General features: G+C 43.6%; 18 protein-coding genes. 4 read left to right on the top strand and 14 right to left on the bottom strand.

Annotation, left to right across the window (positions count from 1 at the left end; all coding sequences use genetic code 11):
- Positions 1 to 35 precede the first annotated feature (35 nt).
- A complete protein-coding gene (locus tag CTN_RS08130; RefSeq protein ID WP_004080617.1) occupies positions 36 to 1,304 on the bottom strand; it encodes a PhoPQ-activated pathogenicity-related family protein in 1,269 nt (422 codons plus the stop codon).
- Positions 1,305 to 1,392: 88 nt separating this feature from the next.
- Between CTN_RS08130 and CTN_RS08125 the strand changes: the two genes are divergently transcribed.
- Positions 1,393 to 2,343 carry an LVIVD repeat-containing protein gene (locus CTN_RS08125; protein WP_004080616.1) on the top strand — a complete coding sequence of 317 codons (951 nt, stop codon included), beginning with the start codon at positions 1,393 to 1,395 and terminating at the stop codon, positions 2,341 to 2,343.
- On the opposite strand, the gene CTN_RS08120 is transcribed toward CTN_RS08125, so the two are convergent.
- Positions 2,300 to 3,001: a DUF429 domain-containing protein gene (locus CTN_RS08120; RefSeq protein ID WP_024103805.1), complete on the bottom strand. Its 702-nt coding sequence runs from the start codon at positions 2,999 to 3,001 to the stop codon at positions 2,300 to 2,302. The two genes, CTN_RS08125 and CTN_RS08120, sit on opposite strands and share 44 nt — an antisense overlap.
- A 21-nt stretch (positions 3,002 to 3,022) precedes the next feature.
- Between CTN_RS08120 and CTN_RS08115 the strand changes: the two genes are divergently transcribed.
- On the top strand, positions 3,023 to 3,676 hold the full coding sequence (locus CTN_RS08115; protein ID WP_004080614.1) for a radical SAM protein: 654 nt from the start codon (positions 3,023 to 3,025) through the stop codon (positions 3,674 to 3,676).
- Between the two features lie 5 nt (positions 3,677 to 3,681).
- Here CTN_RS08115 and CTN_RS08110 read toward each other — a convergent pair whose 3' ends face one another.
- The 12 genes from CTN_RS08110 to rbsK form a co-directional block, all read right to left on the bottom strand.
- The gene (locus tag CTN_RS08110; RefSeq protein ID WP_004080613.1) at positions 3,682 to 4,680 is read right to left on the bottom strand and encodes a LacI family DNA-binding transcriptional regulator; all 999 of its coding nucleotides are present in this window, start codon (positions 4,678 to 4,680) and stop codon (positions 3,682 to 3,684) included.
- Positions 4,681 to 4,896: 216 nt separating this feature from the next.
- Positions 4,897 to 6,417, bottom strand: a complete 1,521-nt coding sequence (locus tag CTN_RS08105) for a DUF5605 domain-containing protein (protein ID WP_004080612.1) — start codon at positions 6,415 to 6,417, stop codon at positions 4,897 to 4,899.
- Between the two features lie 47 nt (positions 6,418 to 6,464).
- Positions 6,465 to 7,880, bottom strand: coding sequence for an L-fucose/L-arabinose isomerase family protein (locus CTN_RS08100; RefSeq protein WP_004080611.1), 1,416 nt, complete (start codon positions 7,878 to 7,880; stop codon positions 6,465 to 6,467).
- A gap of 15 nt (positions 7,881 to 7,895) precedes the next feature.
- The gene (glpK, locus tag CTN_RS08095; protein ID WP_004080610.1) at positions 7,896 to 9,374 is read right to left on the bottom strand and encodes a glycerol kinase GlpK; all 1,479 of its coding nucleotides are present in this window, start codon (positions 9,372 to 9,374) and stop codon (positions 7,896 to 7,898) included.
- Between the two features lies 1 nt (position 9,375).
- Positions 9,376 to 10,311, bottom strand: coding sequence for a transketolase family protein (locus CTN_RS08090; protein ID WP_004080609.1), 936 nt, complete (start codon positions 10,309 to 10,311; stop codon positions 9,376 to 9,378).
- Positions 10,308 to 11,168: a transketolase gene (locus CTN_RS08085; RefSeq protein ID WP_004080608.1), complete on the bottom strand. Its 861-nt coding sequence runs from the start codon at positions 11,166 to 11,168 to the stop codon at positions 10,308 to 10,310. Before CTN_RS08085 ends, CTN_RS08090 begins: the two co-directional genes overlap by 4 nt.
- A gap of 7 nt (positions 11,169 to 11,175) precedes the next feature.
- Complete coding sequence (locus tag CTN_RS08080) at positions 11,176 to 12,171, bottom strand: ABC transporter permease (RefSeq protein ID WP_004080607.1); 996 nt, start codon at positions 12,169 to 12,171, stop codon at positions 11,176 to 11,178.
- Positions 12,172 to 12,178: 7 nt separating this feature from the next.
- Positions 12,179 to 13,750 carry a sugar ABC transporter ATP-binding protein gene (locus CTN_RS08075; RefSeq protein ID WP_004080606.1) on the bottom strand — a complete coding sequence of 524 codons (1,572 nt, stop codon included), beginning with the start codon at positions 13,748 to 13,750 and terminating at the stop codon, positions 12,179 to 12,181.
- 1 nt (position 13,751) lies between these two features.
- On the bottom strand, positions 13,752 to 14,405 hold the full coding sequence (locus tag CTN_RS08070; RefSeq protein ID WP_004080605.1) for a DUF2291 domain-containing protein: 654 nt from the start codon (positions 14,403 to 14,405) through the stop codon (positions 13,752 to 13,754).
- A gap of 73 nt (positions 14,406 to 14,478) precedes the next feature.
- Entirely contained in the window at positions 14,479 to 15,450 is a 972-nt protein-coding gene (locus CTN_RS08065) for a D-ribose ABC transporter substrate-binding protein (protein ID WP_004080604.1), read from the bottom strand.
- A 57-nt stretch (positions 15,451 to 15,507) separates the two neighbouring features.
- Positions 15,508 to 15,915: a D-ribose pyranase gene (rbsD, locus tag CTN_RS08060; RefSeq protein ID WP_004080603.1), complete on the bottom strand. Its 408-nt coding sequence runs from the start codon at positions 15,913 to 15,915 to the stop codon at positions 15,508 to 15,510.
- 12 nt (positions 15,916 to 15,927) lie between these two features.
- Positions 15,928 to 16,818 carry a ribokinase gene (gene rbsK / locus CTN_RS08055; RefSeq protein ID WP_004080602.1) on the bottom strand — a complete coding sequence of 297 codons (891 nt, stop codon included), beginning with the start codon at positions 16,816 to 16,818 and terminating at the stop codon, positions 15,928 to 15,930.
- Positions 16,819 to 17,052: 234 nt separating this feature from the next.
- On the opposite strand from rbsK, the gene CTN_RS08050 reads away from it, so the two are divergent.
- On the top strand, positions 17,053 to 17,616 hold the full coding sequence (locus tag CTN_RS08050; RefSeq protein ID WP_004080601.1) for a LemA family protein: 564 nt from the start codon (positions 17,053 to 17,055) through the stop codon (positions 17,614 to 17,616).
- Complete coding sequence (locus CTN_RS08045; protein ID WP_004080600.1) at positions 17,616 to 18,332, top strand: TPM domain-containing protein; 717 nt, start codon at positions 17,616 to 17,618, stop codon at positions 18,330 to 18,332. The genes CTN_RS08050 and CTN_RS08045 overlap by 1 nt, the downstream gene beginning before the upstream one ends.
- Positions 18,333 to 18,346 lie beyond the last annotated feature (14 nt).

Here is an 18,346-nt window from a genome sequence, read left to right as displayed (position 1 = left end):
ATTCACCAACTACATTTTCCCAAGATTTCACCCCGTTATTCCACCATCATCTTACTGCAAAGCTTCATCCTCAACCCATTGATTTCGAGAGTGACCCTCAAGAAGTACGCCTGATGAAAACCTTCAGGCTTTTCAGGAGGTACCCCGATCAGCGAATCATCGGTTTCTTCCACGCCACGTCTGAGCCACACCGCCTTTCTGAAATCTCTGCTCTTCGATCTTGCAAACCACAGTTCCGCGTCTACAATTTCCGGAATCCTTTCAACGAATATTTTCCCGTCCCTGTAAAAGAATTCCACCTTCGGCAGTTTGGGGTACATCTTGAAGAACGAAGAGAGAGTCTCTATTATTTCTTTCACATTCTTCAGGTTGTGGGGATCGTTTGGAGAATAGAATAGAAAGGTTTCGCCCGGAAGATCATCCACGTAGAGGTTCGCCGAATCCACGGTCCAGTATTCGTCGTTGGTGCCGAGCACAAGGATCTTTGGAAGAGAGAGTCTCAATCTCATAGCGTAAGGATCGACAATTTCAAGAAGCCTTTTTCCCAGATCGTTTTCGAGAATCTCGAAGAGCCCTCTTTCCTGATAATCTCTCAACTTCTCGCTGTAGGTACCATAGTACTCTTTCTGATGCAAAAGCTGGGCTTCTATGTTCAGATTGTCGTACACCATCGGAGCGATGGCGAAAACGCGTGGGTCGAAGATCGCCGTAAGATACGTGGTCCACCCTCTTTTGGAGGCCCCCGATACCATGAAGCCTTTGATTTCCACGCCTTTTTTCTCAAGGAAATCTTGTGCCGTGTCCATGGCCTTTATCACACCGTACGTCATGGGAACAAGGAGGGGAAGAAACGGATCTGGGTTCTCGAGGAACATTTTGAACGTTTCTGCGATCAGGGCATCTTCTCTGAGCCCGAAAATCGGCTGATTTGGAACGTCCCCCACAACTATGAAAGGTGCTTCGAATTCCTTCGCCACCCACAGATTCTCTTTTACGTCTTCCAGAAACGAATCGTAATAGCGTTCGTTTTCTTCCTTTCTGCTTCCTCCCGTTATGAAGAAAAACGCCCTGTCTTTGTAATTCAAGTTCGACGGAAGGATTATGCCCACTCTGTGGAACCACTGGATGTTCTGCCAGTTCATGCCGTAGGATTTCAATATGTATATCTCGTCGCCGTCCTGGGTTGTGGTTGCAATGATCGTCTCGTAGACAGGATTTCCCCTTGCACGAACAAGAAGATCCAGAGGATGTATCGCAAGCACCATGACCGGAAGAATCAAAAGAATTGCCAGAAATCTTTTCATGTTATCTCCCCCCTCCAGTTATAAATCTTACACTGTTTTTTCATTTTTCTTTTACTACTGGACGTAGAATGCACAGGGAGGTGATAGAATGAAGGCGATCTTTCCTGTTATTCTCGCTCTTCTATTCCTTTCTGGATGCTTCCAGATGATACCGGCTCTGCCTCAAGAAAAGGTCTATGCCCTGGTGGCAACCGGGGAAGGTCTGGAAGTGTTCGACGTCACAGCTACCCCCGTTAGTATTTCTTTTGTTTCTCTCGCAAACAGCGCTCTCGATGTTGAAGTTTCGGGACAGTATGCGTTCCTCGCAGATGGTCAGAGCGGAATCCACGTTCTCGATGTGAGCGATCCCGAAAATCCCGTTCAGTTGAATCAGCTGAACACCCACTACGCCTACGGGGTAGACCTATCCGGTGATTATCTCTACGTGGCGGACTGGACGAACGGTCTTCTGGTTTACAACGTAACCGATCCTTCTTCCCCTGTGCTGGTTGCAAGACTCGAAGAAGCGGACTGGGCGGAAAAGGTACACATTTCAGGAAACCGCGCTTACGTGGCCTGTTACAATGAAGGTTTGAAGGTGGTGGACGTTTCAAATCCGGCAAATCCTGTATTTCTCGAAAGAGTGAATTTTGGAACGGTGAGAAGTGTCTTCGTGTCAGATGAGAGGATCTACGCCGTTGTCTACGGTGAAGGGGTATCGATCATCGATGCGAACGATCTCTCTCAAATTCTGGGGACCTACGAATCGCAGACACCCTACGATGTGATCGTTTCAGATAGTGTGCTGTATCTTGCAGACTACGCGTTCGGTGTTCAAACGATTGACGTTTCAGATCCTGGAAACCCGTTCGTTCTCGATCACATACCAACGAGTGGAGGAAAGGCTCAGAGTCTGTGGCTTTATGAAGGATTTCTTTACATTGCAGACTTCAACGGATACCTGACTGTGGTGGATGTGAGTGATCCTTCTCACATGAATGAGGTTTTCAACGTCCTCACTCAGGGTTCGGCGAACGCTGTGTCCTTGCTGGTGCAATGATCTGCATGGGAAGGCCGTGTTCATCCAGTGGGGGATCTTCCGGTATCCTCTCAAGAGGAAATTGCTGAGCCAGTGCAAGAACGAGTGAATCGAGCACATCGTGGATATGTATTCTGTACTCTCTGCAAATTCTCTGCAGATTTTCCACATCGAAGACCAGATGTTCTCTCAAGATCTCGATTCTCTGGTTCAAACCCTCTCTGGTGTGTTTCGATTTCATCATTTTGCTTGATATCCTCAGAAAACACAGCTCGGGATGGGATTCTCTGATCTGATCGGAAAGATCTGGATAGCTTCTGAGAAAAACGTCAACCTCTCTCACTTTCTCCACTATGTGCCAGAACTGAACAGGAAATCCTTTCCCCTGGCACTCTCTGTTGACTCTCAGTGCATCCTCGTAGCTTTCTCGATAAACGGCCACTCTGCACGGGACCGTAAAGACACTTGCAGCTCTCTTTGAAAGGATCCTTCTGGTGAGTCTGTCGCACTCTCTCTCGCCTTTTTTCGGGAGACCGATGGGAATATCAACGAGTGTGGGAAAGTCCAGGAACATGAAGTGTTCCATGAATCCTATCTCGAGAACCCTGTCTCCCTCCACTATCGAATACACCCATCCTCTCCTCGTACCATCCACACCGGCTGTGATCATCGTGTACATTATACACAAGGAGGGGGTAATATGGCCTTCAATCCGGTACAAAGAGCCATGGAGATGGAATCGCTTGTCATGAAGGGTGAAAGGCGAAAATACTATAGATTCAGATACTCTCTTTACTACGGGGGAATCGTTACAGCGGATACTGTAGGATGTAAGTTTCTCTGTGCCTACTGCTGGAACTACTTCAGAAACCTCAGGCCCAAGCGTGCAGGGGATTTTCTCTCACCAGAGGAAGTAGCAGAAAGGCTTCTTGAGATCTCAAAGAAAAGAAAGTGTGATCTTTTCAGGATCAGCGGGGCAGAACCGATCCTTGGGAGAAGATCCGCCGAACACGTGAGAAAAGTTATAGAACTTGTGAACAACACCTTCATTCTGGAGACGAATGGTCTGATGTTTGGGTTCGATCCTTCTCTTGTGGATCTTTTTGTGAATCTCAACGTTTTAATCAGAGTGAGTGTGAAAGGCTGGGATGAAGAAAGTTTTGAGAAAATCACAGGAGCAAGCGGTGAGTACTTCCGCTACCAGCTGAAAGCACTGGAGCATCTCCACGGAAAGGTCCATTTCTGGGTCGCTGTTGTCTACGATCTTTTCAGAGAAAAAGGACTGAAAGAGCTTGAAAAAAGACTCCCCATTCCGTGCAGGATAGAGAAGGAGTATCTGGAAATGTATCCGTAGAAATATTATGCTCTTCTTTCTTTCACAGAATCTCTTATAACGATTTCCGTTGGAAGTATGTACTCTTTTTTTCTTATCTTCTTTCCAGAAATAAGTGCAAACAGAACTTTCCCGGCTTGTTTTCCCATTTCATAAAGATCCTGACGAACAGTAGTTAGAGAAGGTTTATAGTATTTGCTGAAAAACATATCGTCGAAGCCTGTTACACTGACGTCCTCTGGAACTACCAATCCTCTCTCTTTCAGAGCTTCTATCACACCAAAGGCCATAAGATCGTTTCCAGCTATTATTGCGTCCGGTATTTTTGACAATCTTTTGGTGAGTTTATAACCACTCTCAAACGTGAATTCTCCGTACAGAACCTGGTAATCCTTTATCTTGTACTTTTTCATACGATCGAGAAAACCTTCCAGACGTTCTTTCGCAGTTGAGGTCATATCTCCACAAAGGTAGGCAAATGACCTATGACCTGTTTCGACCAAATAATCAACCATCCTGGCAACTCCTCCAAAATTATCAACACCAATATAGGGAGCATCGATGCCGGGATACCTTCTATCCACGAAAACCAACTTGAGGTGATATCTCTCTATAAGTTCTTTTAGAGCTTTGTTTTCGTAGCCTGTACATGTTACTATAACACCGTCTACGTTGTGGAATATGAAAGATTCGAGAATCACTACTTCATCTTTCGATTTATGATCGGTTCCTCCTATGATAAATGAATAACCTTTTTTTCTCAGAAAATCCTCTGCTCCCTTAACTATAGTAAGAAAAGCGGGATTCGTTATATCAGGTACGATGAAGCCTATCATTTTGGAATCACCAGTTCTCAACCCCTGGGCTATCTTGTTGGGTTTGTATCCCAGTTTCTTTATGGCTTCTCTTATTCTCTCTCCTAACTTTTCACTGACCTGCGAGGGATCTTTCAAATATCTGGAAACAGTTGAAATCGAAACACCAGCTAATTTCGCCACATCATTTATTGTAGGGCGCCTTTTCATGCTAATTTCTCCTTCCTGTCGAGTATCTTCAATGAAATTTTATCACTGATGAGAAGCCTTATTCTTTTAACCTCCCATTGCTGCTACTCCTTCAATGATTTTCTTGCTGAAAAACGTAAATATAAAGAGTCAACAGCAACACTCGTCAATGGTGGTACGCTCATACCCTGTTTTATCTATTCAAAACAAAAACTTAGCTATTAATAATGATTTCATTTATAATTTAGCATCTTCTCGGAGAATTATCCAATCGTCGTTATTCTCCATTTTTTGAATTCTTAAAGCGACATACGATTTCCCCGGCAACCTTATCACAACTTGTCCCTGGAAGATCCCCAGACTATGTATCTCTGTTTCCCAGCAGTCAACTAAATCTACTCTGTACTTACCTTCTGGAAGCTTTAAGGTTCTTTTCACTGGTCTGTTGATATCAAAGTAGATCAGGTAATATTCTCCTTCTTTACCAATGCAATGAACGTCCCAGTCCATCATAGGATCAAGCTTGATAGGTTTAAGAAACGGTGGAGCTTCTTCTATAATCGTTCTCAGGAATGCGATTCTTTTTGGACTTTCACCTTTCAATCTTCCGCCTTTTGACCACCAGAGGACTTCGTCTTCAGAGTAATAAGTTTCTCCATGTGTCACATAACCTCCAGAGGTAACACCTTCCCAAAAGCGATTCATCATCTCCTGTGGTGGCAGATTACCCCATCCGTACTCAATGTTCCCTTCGTAGCCACATTCATCGATGATAACTGGTTTTTTGTACATCTCGCGCCATTTTGGTATTAAATTTATGCCTATATCTATCTCAGGTTCTCCGCTCCACGATCTCAGTGACCCCTGCCACTGAATGCTGGCGTGTGTTATCCAGGGTTTTGTGTGATCATAAAACTTGAAACACTGATGCACTGATCTTAGATGGTTATAAGGGTCTTTCTCCACTATGAAATGAAAGTATCCATCCCAGTCTTTTTGTGGTTTGATAAGGTCGTATTCGTTCGCCATTGACCACCACACATTTCTGTAAGAAGAAATTCTCGCTATCAGATACCTCAAGTACGCTTTGTCCACTTCTTCCGGCATGCTGCAAAATCCCCATTTGTCATACGGATGGAACAGTATCACGTCCGCTTCTATCCCCATGTCCATAAGTTCCTTCACTAACCTCTCAAAGTGCTGGAAAAACTTCACATTGAACTCTACCTGATATCTCCCGTCTTCCTCTCTCCAGCTCATAGGAAGCATAGGAGGTTCTTCTCTATTGTAAGCGTAGTACTTCGGAAACACACACATCCTGACTTTGTTGAATGGAGAGTTCCTGAGTGATTCGAGTGTCTGCTGAATGAGTTCTTCTCTCTGGTGTACCCACGCATAGAGTGTTGTCCCAAACGGATGGTAAGGTGTCCCATCTTCATAGCAGAAATGATAAGTGTTGCACACTCGAACAGGTCCATGATTCCCTTCAGAAGGGTCAACACACAGAAACTCTCCTTTCATACCGTCAAGATCTTTGATGTCGCTTCTTACCTCGTACTTCCACAAACCAGTCCTGTTCGGCATGAACCTGATCTTGAAGGTATCTTCCCCATCATAAAAGCCTTCCACTTCAAAACTGTCACCAGCTTCGCTTGTAAACACTGCTTTGATTTCTACGTCTGTAAAAGGATTCCCCTCCGCTTTCCCTTTGAGTGTTATTTCGTATGTTCCCCATTTTTCAACATTGTTTTGAGTCATCGAGATCACCCTTCTTATTCATAGAGCATCCAGAACTGGTTTAATCTCTAAACTTCAGCGTTATGTTTATGAACTACTATCCCAAGATATTTTTCCAAAGCTTCTTTCACAGCATCTGCCACTCTCGAGAGATTTATCGCTACATGGTGTTCAAATCCGTTTTCACAGATGTATTTCATGAGTTCCTGGAGCTTCTCAATTCTTGCCACGCCCCTGCTTCCAAAGGTCTTTGGATTTTCATCCAGTATCTGCCCTTCTCCCACATATGCTTTCACTTTTCCTTCGTTATCATCTGTAGTGAGCCTCAGAAAAGTGAACGGTGAGGTCTTTATCTTCCCTGCACAAGCTCCATAGGCCCTTTCTTTACCCACAGTTGTTCCTATTACATCTGCATATTTGATTTCAGGTTTTTCTTCATAGATAGAAGCCGGGAAATTTCCACAGTGGAAGAGAATTGTTTCGTTTTCATCTCTGTAGTTATTGTTCCAGTCAACTATTGCAGATGGCTGTCCAGAAGCTAACTGGAGTACATACATAGAGAGAGCACCGGTGATATCAACCTCGCAGGCGGCAGGTTTTCCTTTTTCGTTGAGAAGGCTCATGATGGTACACGGAGTTATTCCCAAATTCCATTCAAGAGAGGTCCAACATTGAATTGCAAGAGCTTTTATATCGTTTTCCTCAATCCATTCGTCAATGACGGATCCAAACTTTGCCATCAAGAGAATTTTCTCTTCCGGTACAATCTGTAACCTGTAATTTTTCTTTATCTCCTCAAGTTTTCTCCTTACTCTCTCGTCGTCATCTTTGAGATTAGAAACTCTGTGAAGAATCTCCGAGAGGTCTACCGTTTCAACAGAAATGCTCATTCTTTCAAGGATCTTCTCAGAGAATCTCACCGTGTTGAAGGCACTGGGTCTCGCTCCTATTGCTCCAACTTTTATGTTTCTCATTCCCTTAACGATTCTGCACACGGCAGCAAACTTCTCTATGTCCCGTTTAAATACTTCACTTTCTGGATCCTCTGTATGAAGTGTCGTCAAGGAGAACTCTATCCCATATTGCTTCAGGTTGTTGCTTACAGATATTTTTCCACAGAAAGAATCCCTTCTATTCTGAAGGTCGAGCTTCTCCGGATCATCTGGAAACGCATGGACCAGCACAGGAACATTCAAACCACTCAATCTGATTGCCTGAGCTACTCCTTTCTCATCACCAAAATTTGGAAGAGTAACAATAATCCCGTCTATTTCCCCGGCTTTTTCCTTAAAAAGTTCCGCACACTTTTTAGCGTCTTTAGCTGTTTCCACAGCTCCGAGTTTCGTATCAGAGGGTGAAAGGGTTACCACCCTGTATCCCATGCCTTCTAAAACTTTTATTACCCTTTCTCTTCCTTCTTCTACCAGTCTGTCGGGGAAAAATTCCCTGTTTCCGACGATCAAACCAAAGGTCATCTTTTCCATTTCATTTTCCCTCCTTCACTCGGTGAGTAGTTTTCTGATAGCAGTTTTCCACCCTTCATAGTACATTTCCCGTAATTCATCACCCATCCGGGGTTCGTATTTTTCCCTGTAAGTTATCTTTTGCCTTATCTCTTCAAGATCGCTGAACGCTCCGAGATGAAGCAAAGCAACAAAAGCTACTCCTCTCGCTGATACTTCCTCTATGTTGCTTACTAAAACTGGTATGTTCAGAATATCCGCCTGAAACTGCATAAGAAATCTGTTTCTTGTGATTCCTCCATCTGCCCTGACCTCGGTGGGTTCCTTACTGGATATTCTGACCATCTCCTCGAAGATATCTCTCACTTGATAGGCTATGGACTCCAAAGCCGCTCGAACAACATGTTCTTTTCCATGATTCCTTTGAAGCCCCAGAATAGCCGCTTTCACATCACTTCGCCAGTACGGGGCCCCAAGCCCAACGAAGGCAGGAACCAAATAAACCCCTCCGTTGTTTTCAAGAGAGAGTGCTATTTTTTCTGTTTCAGAGGGATCGCTTATGATTCCGAGTTTTTCCTTTAACCAAACAATTGTGTCACCTGCTGAATGAATGTTACCCTCGAGTACATAACTGGAAGTCTCTTTTACGACCCATCCAACAGAGCACACAATGGGCGAATCTGATACATTTGGTTTTTCCCCTATGTTCAACATGGTGGAACTCCCTGTACCGTAGGTAACCTTTATATCCCCTGAATAGAATCCTCCCTGTCCAAAGAGAGCGGCAGAAGAATCTCCCATGACACCGACTATGGGAATTTTTTTCGGTAAAAATCCCAAATCGGTGTAACCGAAGACAGAATCTGAACTTTTCAGTTCAGGGAGGATTTCAGGTGGAATTTCAAAGATCTCCAGTACTTCTTCATCCCATCTCAGTTCATGAATGTTGAGAAGAAGTGTGCGGCTCGCATTTGAAAAGTCTGTTGCATGAACTTCCCCTTTAGTCAATTTCCAGATCAGCCAGCTGTCCACTGTTCCAAAAGCAATTTCTCCTTGCTTTGCCTTGTTTTTTACGCCTTCCACATTGTCCAGAATCCACCTGATTTTACTGGCAGAGAAATAAGGATCAACTACGAGTCCTGTTTTTTCTTTTATCTTCCCTTCCAATCCCCTTTTCTTTATCTCTTCACAGAGAGAAGCCCCTCTCTGACACTGCCAGACCACAGCGTTGTAGACTGGTTTCCCTGATTTCTTCTCCCACAAGATGGTTGTTTCTCTTTGGTTCGTAATAGCTAGAGCTTCTATCTCGAGCGGTTTTATACCCGATTCTTCAATGACTTTTCTGCATGCATCTAAGGTGTTTCGAAAGATCTCCTCAGGATCGTGTTCTACCCAGCCTGGTTTTGGATAGTACTGTTTGTGGTACACCGTTACCCTGTGAACAATTCCTCCTTTCTCATCGAATATAATAGCTTTCGTACCAGAGGTACTCTGATCTATTGCGAGAACGTACATTCTAATTTCCCTCCTTGAACCACTCTAAGACAGTTTTTGCAATCCCCTCTGGCGCAAGGCCGTAGTGTTTTAAAACTTCATCCTGCGTTCCTGTAACCGGATACTCATCGGGTATCCCAAGGATTTTCATAGGAGTAGGTAAATTTTGAGAAAGGAATTCTGCAACCGCTCCACCGAGACCTCCAAAAATGCTATGTTCCTCAACGGTTACTATTCTTCCTGTTTCTCGAGCAGCTCTGAAAACTGCTTCTTCATCCAGGGGTTTAACGGTAAACATATCAATCACCCTTGCACTTATTCCTTCCTTTTCAAGAATCTTTGCCGCTTCCAAAGCTCTCCACACGACTTCTCCTGTTGCTATTATTGTGATATCATTGCCCTCTTTCAATGTTATTGCTCTTCCTACCTCGAATTTTTCGTCTCGTGAATAGATCACAGGTACCGGATTCCTTCCCGTTCTCATGTATACGGGTTTCTCATCTTTCAGTAACTGTTCCAAGATGGCAGCTGCAAGAACAGCATCACTGGGAAGCAATACTTTCAGGTTGGGAATGGCTCTCATAACAGCTACGTCGTGGAGAGCATGGTGTGTACTTCCCAGAGGGCCATAGCTGACCCCTCCACTGACTGCCACGATTTTCACATTGGCATCCGAGTAGGCAATGTCGTTTTTTATCTGCTCTAAATTTCTTGCGGAATAGAAGCATGCAGGTCCAAAGACCCAGGCCTTCTTTCCGCAGAGGGCAAGACCGGCGGCTACTCCAGCTGCTGTCTGCTCAGCTATTCCGACTTCTATTGATCTTTCTGGAAATACTTTGAAAAAGTCCGCAATGGCCGCGGATCCCCGTGCATCAGAGGTTACAACCACGATCTTTTCATCCTGCTTCGCAAGTTCTAGCAATCTTTCACCTATTGTCTTTCTGAGAGCAACTTTCATACCATATCACCTTCTTCTAGCGTTTTCAGCTGTTCTTCTAACTCTTCGATGGCTTTCCTGTATTCTTCATCACTTGGAACCTTGTGGTGCCATTCTACTCTTCCTTCAATGAAGGAGATTCCTTTTCCTTTTATCGTGTTTGCGATTATCAAATGTGGTTTCCCAGTTTCTCTAGGTATGGAGACAAACGTTTTGTAAAGTGACTCAAAATCGTGACCATCAACTTCCAGCACGTTCCAGCCAAATGCTTCCCATCTTTTTGAGAGTGGTTCCAGTTTCAAGACTTCTTCTGTGTGGCCAGATATCTGAAGACGATTCCTATCAACTATGCCTATCAAATTATCAAGACTATAGTGGGACGCCACCTGTGCTGCTTCCCAGACGCTTCCTTCATCCAGCTCCCCGTCTCCCATCAAAACGTAAACCTTGTAGTCTTTACCATCCATTTTTCCTGCTAAAGCCATACCAACCCCGATGGCAAGACCATGACCAAGCGCACCGGTGTTCACCTCAACCCCTGGGACTTTTCTGGTGGGATGTCCTGTGAGCCTAGAACCGTACTTGCAGTACGTCTCGAGTTCTTCTTTCGGGAAAAATCCTTTATCAGCTAAGACTGCGTAATATGCTTCAACGCTGTGACCCTTGCTCAGAATAAACCTGTCTCTGTCTTCCCAGTTCGGATCTTCCGGTTTCACTCTGAGAATTTTGTAAAAGAGTGTTACCAGGATTTCCACGCTCGATAAGGAACCGCCGGTATGCCCTGACTTTGCCTTGTAGATCATATCGAGAATCATCTTTCTTATTTCGATAGCTTTTCTTTTCAGTTCAAGAACCTCGTGTCTGGTCAATGCACCCACTCTTTGATCACTCCTTTTCCCCTCTACCGAGTTTTTCTGCTATCACAGCAGCTATTATTATGAATCCCTTTGCAACCTGTTGCCAGAAAGGAGAAACACCAACGAGTACCAACCCATCGTTCAAAACACCAATTATCAATGCACCTACAACAGTTCCTATGAGAGTTCCTTTTCCACCTGAAAGAGAGGCTCCTCCAATAACTGTTGCGGCTATTGCATCTAGCTCGTACATCAAACCAGCATTTGGCTGGGCTGAATCTAAACGGGCGGTAACTATTAGACCTGCAACAGCCGAGAGGATACCCGATATCGCGTACACCCAGAGTTTCGTCAGTTTTGAATTCACACCAGAGAGAACTGCTGCTTTTTCATTACCTCCAACAGCATATACATATCTTCCAAACTGAGTTTTTCTGAGAATAAAAATGCCTACTCCTGTGGCTATAGCGGCTATCCAGACTGGCATTGGAATCCCTAAAAACCACCCAGAACCTATGAAGTCAAAACTATCACCCAATCGCGTTATAGGATGTCCTTTAGTCAGAAGCATGATGAATCCTCTAACTGCTGTCATTGTTCCCAGTGTGGCCACAAATGGGGGAATATTGAATCTTGTGATAATAAACCCATTGAACAATCCTATTGCAAAACCAGCCAAGACTCCAATTATTGATGCACCAAGAGGATTGAACTTGAGCACGACACCAAACGCACTTAGTATCAGACCATACTTCAAAAGTTTTGCGGTTACAGCCCCCGAGAATCCAAGGATAGAACCAACAGATAGATCTATTCCTCCCGTGAGAATGACAAACGTCATACCCACAGCTATACAGAGGTTAACAGCTGTTTGTCTGAGAATGATCCAGAAATTTTCAAGAGTGAGAAATCGATTGGACAGAAAACTGAACAAGACGATAAGACCAAGAAGTATGAAAATCGACTGATAGCGAGATATCCTTTGATACCACGAAATCTTCGCTCTGGATCTCTCGACCTGCATCTTTTACTCACTCCTCCCTTTGTGTTGTTTCTACCTTCACACTTCTGGGGATTGCTGCTTTCAGAAGATCTTCCTCGGTGACTTCTTCTCTGAGAAACTCAGCTGTTTTCCGCCCCTCAGACATAACAAGAATTCTGTCGGACATGGCAAGTATCTCTGGAAGTTCAGAGGAAACCATAACTACACCCATTCCTGAAACAGCCATTTCACTTATGAGTTTGTAAATCTCACTCTTTGCGTTTACATCAATTCCTCTGGTAGGTTCATCTAAGAGAAGTACCTTTGGTTTTATTGCAAGCCATTTTGCCAGAACTACTTTTTGCTGGTTTCCTCCACTGAGGTTCTCCACGATTTGATAGGGTGAAGGAGTTTTAATGTTTAATTTTTCTATAAACGAACGAACGATTTCTTTTTCGAGTTGACTATCTATTAATCCAAATTTTCTAACGATAAGTTTCATTACCACTGAAGGGAGGGTTATATTATGCAAAACAGACATTTGAAGAATCAGTCCTGCAGTTTTTCTATCCTCTGGGACTAATCCTATCCCATTCTTTACAGCGTCCCTAGGAGAGTGAATTTTTATTTCTTTTCCTCCAATGAATACCTTTCCTTCTGTACGACCTGGATGGGCGCCGAATATAGCCTCCAAAAGTTCTGTTCTTCCAGCGCCGACTAATCCATATATTCCCAATACTTCTCCCTTCCTGACGTAAAAACTCACATCATCAACTAAAAGTTTCTTTCTGTCCAAACTCCACAGTTTAATACCTTCCACTCTGAAAATTTCGTCTGTTATTGTCGCACGTTCTTTTATAAAAAACTGATCTATACTTCTTCCTACCATTAATCTAACAAGTTTATCATGATCAAATTCTTCTATGGGACCCTCTCCTACCTTTCTACCATCTCTCATCACAACAACCCTGTCAGCTATTTCGAATATTTCCTCTAATCGATGAGAAATGTAAATCACAGATTTTCCTTCATTTTTTAAAGATCTTATAATATTGAACAGTTGTTCAGTTTCACGTTTACCTATGGCAGAGGTTGGTTCGTCCATGATGATTATTTTGGCGTCAAGTGAAAGTGCTTTAGCAATAGCTACCATTTGTTGTTGACTAGTGCTCAGATCTTCCACTTTTGTTTTTGGATCGATATTAACTCCTAGCTTTGAAAATAATTTTGAAGCTTGTTCAAACATTTTCTGGTATTCAATCACACCAAACTCGTTGACCGGTTCTCTGGAGAGAAAGATATTTTCAGCTGAACTAAGATTAGGTACAAGATCTAGTTCTTGAGGAATTAAGGCGATTCCATTCTCCTGGGCTTCTCTTGGATTCCTGAATCGAACCTCTTTTCCTTCCAGAAAGATCTGTCCCTCGTAATCCGGATATACCCCGGCCAAAATCTTCATGAGAGTGGATTTGCCAGCTCCGTTTTCTCCAACCAGAGCGCAAACTTCCCCTTTATATATTTGAAGAGTTACATTATTGACAGCGATTACTCCCGGAAAAGTTTTGGTAATATTTCTGGCTTCCAGCAATACTTCCCTTTCTTTTTCTGTGTTGAGCATCATATCAAAAACCTCCCTGAATTTCCAGATAAAGCGGAATCGCTTCTATTGGATACTTAATTTCTTCATCTTTGAGTAGAGTAAAAACGGCTATGAATCTAACAAGAGAACCCACGCTGCCTGCTCCTTTCGAGAGTTGTTTTAAGAAAGAATTGACCACCTCTTCTTTCACTATTTTGTTCAGCTCCGTGGCAGTGAGGTTGAAATCAATGATTCTATCAAAATCTTCCATTTTTGCAATACCAGTAGCGTTGACTATTCCATTGCCAAAAATGTGATTACTTAGAAACAAATCTGGAACTTTGCGGTTTTCTCTGACTTTAACGAGTATTCCATCGTCTTTTATTTCAACAATTTCTCCTACACCCTGTATGATGTAATATCTGTAATTTGAAACGCCAACTACCTTAGCAAACTTTTGATGAGCAAGTTCAGGATTTTCGTCCAATGTATTTAAAACTTCCACCGCATCATAACCAAGTCCCTCGTTCATCATGTCTTGGAGCTTGAACCATAATTCTCTGGCGTATCTTTTGGGATCGAAGCCTTTCTCCATTTCTTCTATAGGAATGACATCACACGAAAGATAGATCAGAAGTAAGATAAAGAAGACAACAATCATGGAAATAACTTTTCTTTTAGTTAACTTCGATTTCAAATTCCATCCTCCTTTCTAAAAGGGGGCACCCGCTCATAGGTCGCGGGTCCCCCTGTCTAGATTAGCTCAGTGATTATTCTTCTTTTCTGCCGTAAGCAGTGTACTTATCGATGTTTTCTCTTGTCACCAGCTCAACAGTGACAGGTACAATCTCCGGGAAGCTTCTTTCACCTCTGAGGTACTGGTCAGCCCATTCAACTGCCAATCTTGCCATAAGTTTCGGGAATTGCATGATAGTTGCTACGATCTGCTTTCCTTCTTTGATGGCATTTATCACGTCTTCTGCTCCATCGAATCCAAAAATGTAGATATCGGTTCTTCCTGCAGCTTCACATGCTTTCATAGCACCGAGTGCCATAGCATCGTTTCCGCACCATATGGCTTTAATTTCAGGATGTGCCTGGAGAATCTGTTCTGTGACTTTGTAAGCTGTGTCTCTGTCAAATTCTGCGGATTGCTGTGCCACCATCTTGAACTCGGGATATTGATCTACAACGCTGTGGAATCCATTTGATCTATCCCAGGTGGGTTGTGCACTGAGTATTCCGAGAAGCTCCGCATATGGGATTTCTTTTGCATCTGGATATTTCTCTTTGAGGAACTTTACAAAGTATTCACCCATAAGCACACCACCATAGTAGTTATCTGAATAAATTTGTGCTACCGCCAGTCCTCTTGCGTTAATTCCCCTGTCTACACAGAAGACAGGTATGCCTGCTTCTTTCGCTCTCTTCACGTTTGCTATCGATCCATCCGCATCGGTGGGATTGAAGATGATGGCATCATATCCGGCAGCTATGATCGCATCGAAGTGAGCCGACTCCTTAGCTGTGTCATTCTGAGAATCAAAGATAGTAGCTTCATAGCCGAGTTGTTCTGCTCTTTGCTTCGCTGTTTCAGCGAGGACAACAAACCATGGATTGTTAAGTGTGGAGATCACAATAGCCATCTTTCCTTTTGGTTTCTGCTGTTCCTGTGCCAAACCTGTGAAGGAAACCAGTAACAATCCAACCAATACCAACACCACAAACAAGCTCTTCTTCATAAAACCCACCTCCCTAAGGAAATTTGAGGTAAAAACAGTATTTTCTTCTTTTCAAATTTAGAAGATAACCCCTCCCACAAGTATTACATTGGAATAAGGAATGTCCGCTCCTGTTCTGATAATCCCCTTCACGTTTTTCGACATTTCCTTAAACTCCTTATGAGGAACTGTAACGACTTCAACTGGTCCATTCATTTTCTCTATAAGTTTCAGAAGTTCCTGTTTAGTTTGTATACTCTTCTCATCCATCTCCTTTGCAAGGATTATTCTCTCCACCTTTAACTCCCGAAGAAGAATTTCTATAACTTCCATCAAGCCAGGCTTTCCTCTATCAACCACCAGATCTACTTTTTTTACTCCCTGCGGGATAGGAAATCCTAAGTCCACAACGGCTAATGTATCCATGTGTCCCATATCCGCTACAATCTTAGAAATTTCCGAATTCAAAATACCAACCTTTTTCATGATTCTGCCCCCTCATAAATTCTTCAAAAACGCCTCTACTTCTTCTCTCGCTGGAATAGAACTTTGAGCTCCCAACCTTGTTACCGATATGGCCGCTGCTGCCGTTCCAAAGATTACCGCCTCTTCGGGATTTTTTCCCTCAGACAGAGCAACGGCAAAAGCTCCATTGAACACGTCCCCCGCCGCTGTTGTGTCCACAGCCTTTACTTTGAAGGTCGGAAAGTGTTTCTTTTCATTTTTGTTCACAAGAAGTACTCCTTTGTCACCGAGCTTCACTATCACATTCTTGACGCCGAGTTCCAGAAACTTCTCAGCGGCTTTCTCAACCGTCAAAAACTCACCGAAGAAATCTTTCGACAGGGCTTCGATCTCTTTTTCATTCGGTGTGAGATAGTCCAGGTACTGAAAGATTTCTTCGTTTATTCCCTGCGCGGGTGCGGGGTCAAAGATCACAATTCCATTGAATCTTTTCGCACATTCCAAGGTGGTTTCAAAAGGAATTTCGTTTTGAAGGAGAAGGATATCACTTTCAGAGAGCGTATTCCAATCAATCAATTCTTTTTTCAGTTCGGCGTTCGCTCCAGGAAAGATGATGATCCTGTTTTGTCCTGTTTTATCGACTTCTATGAACGCTCTTCCTGTAGGAAGACTAACTCTTATATATCCAGTTATTCCGAGTTTTTCGTAATTCTCTATGAGCAGATCAGAGTAATCATCGTTTCCAATGCACGTTACAAAACGGCATCCTTTCTCTCCAATTTTTGCGACTGTTACAGCCTGATTCGCCCCTTTTCCACCCGGAAAAACGTTCATCTCTATCGCTTTCTGGGTTTCACCAGGTTTTGTGAAGTGATCAACCTTCAGAACGATATCTATGTTTGAACTCCCCACGACGGAAATCACTAGAAACATCCTCCCTTGTGTCTTGATGAAATCGTTTTCGAAATCGTTTTCACAAGAATGGTAACACGAAGGAAAATGAAAAGTCAACGAGAGAAAAACAAAGAATCTCGATCATAAAACCCAATAATTCTTATTAATCGATGATAAATGAATTTTTTGGATAATATCCATGAACGAGAATTTTCATAATATAGAATTTCATGGTAACATGAGTAAATGGAAGGAGGGATCCGAGTGAAAAGAGGTCTGATCGTACTGATAGTGATACTCGTACTGGTAGTTGTCATCATTGGAACAACTGTGGGATACTACAACTACCTTGTTTCCCTTGAGCAGGAAGTTCAGGAAAAGTACAGCCAGATCCAGAATCAACTTCAAAGAAGGGCAGATCTCATTCCAAATCTCGTTGAAACTGTAAAGGGCTACGCCGCGCATGAAAAAGAGATACTCGAAGAAATAGCGAACGCCAGAGCGAAGTTGATAGGTGCGAAAACTCCTCAGGAAAGTGCTCAGGCCGATGCAGAGCTTTCTTCGGCCCTTTCGAGACTACTTGCCATAGCCGAGAACTATCCAAATCTGAAGGCAGACGCAAACTTCCGACAGCTCATGGATGAGCTCGCCGGAACAGAGAACAGAATCGCCGTTGCAAGAAGAGACTACAACGAAGCGGTGAAGAAATACAACACCGCTATAAAAAAATTCCCCGGTGTGATCTTCGCGAAGATGTTCGGATTCGAAGAAAAGCAGTACTTTGAAGCGAAACCGGGAGCCGAGGAAGTTCCCGAGGTGAAGTTCTGATGAGAAAGATCTTTCTGTTGATTTTCATTGTTTCATCGGTTCTTTTGCTTTCAGTTGAATTTCCAAAGCCGACCCCGTACAAGTACGTGAACGACTACGTAGGTGTTCTCGATAAAACTACCGTGGAAAAGATCATCTCCGTTGGAAAAGAATTGGAAAACAAAACGACAGCCCAGGTGGTGGTTGTCGTTGTACCTTCCCTCTCCGGCCTCACGGTCGAAGAGTATGCGAATCGGCTTTTCAGAGAGTGGGGAATAGGACAAAAAGAGAAGAACAACGGTGTGCTGCTCCTCGTTGCCATGAACGACAGAAAGGTGAGAATAGAAGTTGGTTACGGTCTGGAAGGTGCCATTCCAGATGGAAAAGCGGGAAGGATCCTCGATGAATACGTGATTCCCTATTTCAAAAACGGAGAGTACTCGAAAGGGATCTATTACGGCTACCTTGCCATCGCGAACGAGGTGGCGAAAGAGTACGGAGTGGAACTCACCGGGACTTCTGATCTTCCTGAAAGAGGAACGGACATCAGCGGTATTTCGATCATTGTAATTGTCATCGCGTTCATCATCTTCTCTTCCATCATGGGAAGAGGAAGGCGCTGGTACAGAGGCCCAAGGTTTCCTGGTGGGTTCGGTGGTTCCAGAGGTGGATCAGGAGGTTTTGGGGGATTCGGTGAAGGATCTTCCGGTGGTGGAGGTGCTTCGAGGGGATGGTGAAAAGCCCTGGCATT

The organism is Thermotoga neapolitana DSM 4359 (assembly GCF_000018945.1).
Taxonomy (GTDB): Bacteria; Thermotogota; Thermotogae; order Thermotogales; family Thermotogaceae; genus Thermotoga; species Thermotoga neapolitana.
Note: the sequence above shows the minus strand (reverse complement) of the source record. Positions and strands in the feature narration are given on the sequence as shown.